The organism is Stenotrophomonas sp. P5_B8, assembly GCF_054049855.1.
This window is the reverse complement of sequence record NZ_JBFULO010000332.1, coordinates 1-4,495: the sequence shown is the minus strand read 5'-3', so window position 1 is coordinate 4,495 and position 4,495 is coordinate 1. Positions and strand designations below refer to the sequence as shown.

The window sequence follows — 4,495 nt, the reverse complement described above, 5'->3', positions numbered from 1 at the left end:
GCTGTCCGCAGACAGCACCCGCAGGGGAATGCCAACGGCTTGAATATCTACAGACAGGCCGGTGAGTACGTTGCGATAACGGCCAGGCGGGACGTTCACGCGCGCCCCGCCCCAGAAACGCCCCGGCAGCGCGGCGCTCGCCTGCGCCGCCGGGCCGGCGGTGGTATCGATGGCCACCACCAGCACCACGCGTTGCTGCGCGTGCGTGCGGCTCAGCGCCAGCACGCGATCGGGCGCGGTGGTATCCAGCGGTTGGTAATCGCCGTGCGCAAACAACGCCGGCATCGCGCGCCGCAACTGCAGCAGGTCGCGCAGCAGGCGCGTCTTTGCCGCGCCGTCGTGCCACGCCACCAGCAGCTGCGACCACGCCCGGGTGTCATCCAGTCCGTGATGGCGTGCCGGGTAATCCACCGGCCGGCGGTTATCCGGGTCCACCAGCGACAGGTCCCACGTTTCGGTGCCTTGGTACATATCCGGCACGCCAGGCACGGTCAGGCGCAGCGCGGTCTGGGCCAGGCTCAGGCGCGCACCGGCTGGCGCCAGCCGCGTCACCGCCGCACGCAGCGCGTGCCGCAGCGGCTGCGCACGGGATACAGACAGCAGGTCGTCGACGAGCCTGTCTGCGATCTGCTCGTAGGCGGCGTCGGGGTTGCGCCAACTGCTGCGCACGCCGGCTTCGCGCAACGCCTTGCGCTGCCATTGGCGGATGCGCGGGCTGAAGTCGTCCGGTAGCTGCTCGACCTGGGCCGGCCATGCCGACACCAGCGTCTGCCACAGCATCTGGCGATCGGCAGGATGCAGCGCGGCCACGCCGAGCGGCGCGGCGAGGCGGTCCAGGCGCCGTGCAGTGGTACCCCACCACGTCGGCCAGTGCGACAGCACCGCCAGCCGCATCCGCGCGTCTTCTCCGCGTTTATGGTCGTGGGTGGCCGTGGCCAGCAGCGCACGCCGATGCAACTGGCCGCGCTCGGCCGCCAGCGCGTGGAAGCTGTCCGGCGACAGCCCCAGCACCGACGGATGCGTGCCGACCTCGTTGCGCGAGAGCTGGGCGGCGTAGCGATAGAAGCTGCAGTCCTCCACCGCCTTGGCGTTGAGCGGCGCGCTCAGCAACTGGAACTGCTGGCGCAGCCGCAGGCACCGTGCCGGCAGCGCGTGCGAGCCCATCGGCGCAGGTGCTTCAAGCATCCAGCGCAGGATCTGCTCGATGACCACTGTCACGGCAGGGTCGGCGCCGGCGCAGGCATCGCGTGCTGCGCGCTGCCACCAGACCCGGTCCAATGCGGCCGGTGCCGCGCCGGTCAGGTAACTGCGGTACACCGGGAAATGCGCCAGCAACCGGGCCACCGCCGCGGCCAGCAGGGGCCTGCCGAAATCAGCCGCCTGGCCGCCGGCTTCGTCGGCGACCTCGGCCAGCAACGCGGCCAGTGCCTCGAACTCGGCGTGCAGCCCGTTATCCAGCACCTCACCGCGCGCCTGCAGCTCGACCTGCTCGACACTGCGCCCGTCTCCCGTCGCCTGTCGCCACTGCTGTGCCAGCACCGCGCCACCGGCGCTGTCATGCATCAATCCGCCCACCTGGTCCATGAGGTCATAGCCGGTGGTGCCATCACAGGGCCAATCCGGTGGCAGCCGCTCATCGGGGCCGAGGATTTTTTCCACCCACAGCCCAAGCGTGCCGGGGGCCAGGTTGCGTGCCGCGCCGGCCACATCCAGCGCATCACGCAGGCGTCGCAGATAGGCGGCAGGATCACGCAGGCCATCCACATGGTCCACGCGCACCCCGTCGATCACGCCGTCGGCGGCCAACCGCAGCGGCAATGCATGCACCGCATCGAAGACCTCGGCGCGCTCCATCTGCAGCGCCGCCAACGCCGTGAGGGTGAAGAACCGGCGGTAATTGACCTGCGCGTCGCCACTGCGCCACCACGCCAGCCGATAGGCCTGGCCGGCGAGCAATGCGGTGAGCGGTCCGGCTGCCATGCCCGGCACGGCATCGGCGTGGGTTTCCGGCGCCAAAGGATAACGGGCATCGCCGAGCGACAGCCAGGCGGTGCCCGCCGCATCGCGTTCCACCTGGATCCCCCCTTCTGCCACCGCCGTGGCCAGCGGGCGATCCAGTACCGGCAGCCACAGCTTGCCGCCGCGGCCAGGCGCCTGCCAGTCGATGTCGAACCACGCCGCATACCGGCTGCGCTGGCCGTTGGCGAGCACATCGGCCCAGAACGGATTGTCCGGGTGTGCGGCCACGTGGTTGGGCACGATATCCATGATGAGCCCCATGCCGTGCGCGCGCGCCTGCCCGGCCAGGCGTACCAGCCCGGCTTCGCCGCCCAGTGCCGGATTGACCGTGGTCGGATCGAGCGCGTCATACCCGTGGGTCGAACCGGGCACCGCCCGGGTGATCGGCGACAGATACAGATGGCTGATGCCCAGCGCCGCGTAGTAGGCCACCTGCGCGCGCGCCGCCTCGAAATCGAAACCGGCATGCAGCTGCAGCCGTGCGGTTGCGCGGAACGGCACCATCTCAGGGTTCACTGCCGCGCGCCGCCGCGAACCGACGCAACGTAGCGTGCAGCGTACGCCGCGGCAATGGCTGCGGCAGGCGATGCCGCCAATTGGGATACACCGCCACGGTGCCGGGCAGGTTCACCTGCTCGCGCAGGTCCAGCGCATCTTCCACGGGAAGCAGCGCCAGCGGCGCAGGACCGGCGGCCACGAACGCAATGGCCGCATCGTGCAACGCTTCCGGGCACGTCGCATCGGCGCCCACCGCGGCGGCCAGCTGCGCCGCTTCCTGGCGACGTTGCTGCATGGCCTGCGCGACGGTCGCTGCGCTGTCGTTGCCCAGCTGCGCGCGCACGGCGATGTCTTCGCCACGCTGCCACCCGGCCAGGGTGGGTAGATCGTGCGTGCCCGTGGTGGCCACCGCCATCTTCCGCCACAGGTTGGGCGGCAGGAATTCACCATCGCTGGCGCGCGAGAACGCCAGCACATCCATCCCGAGCACGCCGCGCTCGGCCAGCCGCTGACGGATGCCCTCAGGCACCACGCCGAGGTCTTCGCCGATGACGATGCAGCGGTGCCGCCACGATTCCAGTGCCAGCAGGTTCAGCAGGTCGTCCAGCGGATAGCGCAGATATGCACCCGCTTCCGACCCTGCGCCGTGCGGCACCACCCACAGCCGTTGCAGGCCAAGGATGTGATCGATGCGCACGCCACCGCGATCACGCATGACCGCGCGCAGCAGGTCGATGAATGGCGCAAACCCGGTGCGCCGCAGCCCATCGCCGGAATAGCTGCTCACGCCCCATACCTGGCCGTGCGGCGCGAACGCATCCGGCGGCGCCCCGAGCACCAGCCCGCGCAGCGCGGTATCGCCAGCGGCAGCCGCCTCGGCGCCGTCCGGTACGAAGCCGACCGCCAAATCGGCGATCAGCCCCAGCGCCATGCCGCTTGCGCGGGCGCGCTGCTGCACCTGGGCCCAGCTTCGGGTCGACAACCACTGCGCGAATTCCTGCAGCGCCGGGTCCGGCTGGCCCAGCGCGGCGGCGTTGAACGCGGCAAACCGGGCGAGCGATGTTCCGCCCTCCTGTCGATGGCGATCCAGGTCCTCACGCACCTTCTCGGGCGCGGCGTCCAGCCACTGGTGCCAGTGCGCCAATCGCGCCCACTTGTACGCAGCCGCCCCCGCCCAGTCGATCAACCCGTCGGGCGTCGGCATCGGCGCCTGCAGTGCGTCGTCGTCATCGGCGACCCAGGGAGGCGGCGCGGTGTAGACCGGTTCGAGAAAGCGGCGGTCGCTCGGCGAGTACGGGCTGTACAGCGCTTCGATCCGGCCGGCCGCGTGCAGCGGGCTGAGCGTCAGCGCGTCACCGCCGGCCGCGCGGATCCGCCGGCACCACGCCGCCGCGCCCGCACTGTCGCCAATCCCGGCGTCACCGGGCGAGCGGCCCGCATACACCTGCAGCGTGCCGCCCCATCGGCGCGGGGTTTCCGTGCCGGTCGCATCGGCCACGCTGAAGCACTGGGCCGGCGCAACGGCGACGGCATGTTCGCCGCCACCGATGCGCAGCGTCCAGTAGCCGGGCCGCCGCGGGCAACGCCAGCCACCTGCCGCATCCTGGCTGGCGGCCTCGGTAAGTCCCTCCTCATCGCACCACTGCCCCTGCCCTGCATCGGCCGGACCGATCACGAGCGTGGCGCCGACCTGTGCGGTATGCAGCTTCGGCTGCGCCCGCTCGGTCAGGCAGCGCTGCTGGCTCTCCATCCGCTGTGCGGGGGTGGCGGCCGGCCATTCCAGCGCTCCGAGCACCGCCAGCAGCGTGGTCTGGTCGACCCGACGCGCCGTGCCGTGCACGTCATGCCAGTCCACGATCAACCCGACCGTGGCAGCCAGGTCCGTCAGCGCTACCGATGGCGCGGTCATAGCGGCACCCAGCGCACCAGCATCGCGTCCGGCGCCAACGTGTCGTCGGCATCCACGTCACCCAGCTGC

2 protein-coding genes are annotated in these 4,495 nt (G+C 71.1%); both read right to left on the bottom strand.

What is annotated here, in order from left to right; genetic code table 11:
- Positions 1-2,523, bottom strand: a 2,523-nt coding sequence (treY, locus tag ACXJKH_RS15705; protein WP_457320676.1) for a malto-oligosyltrehalose synthase, incomplete at its 3' end; no start/stop codon positions are given.
- Between the two features lies 1 nt (position 2,524).
- On the bottom strand, positions 2,525-4,426 hold the full coding sequence (gene malQ, locus ACXJKH_RS15700) for a 4-alpha-glucanotransferase (protein ID WP_457320674.1): 1,902 nt from the start codon (positions 4,424-4,426) through the stop codon (positions 2,525-2,527).
- Positions 4,427-4,495 lie beyond the last annotated feature (69 nt).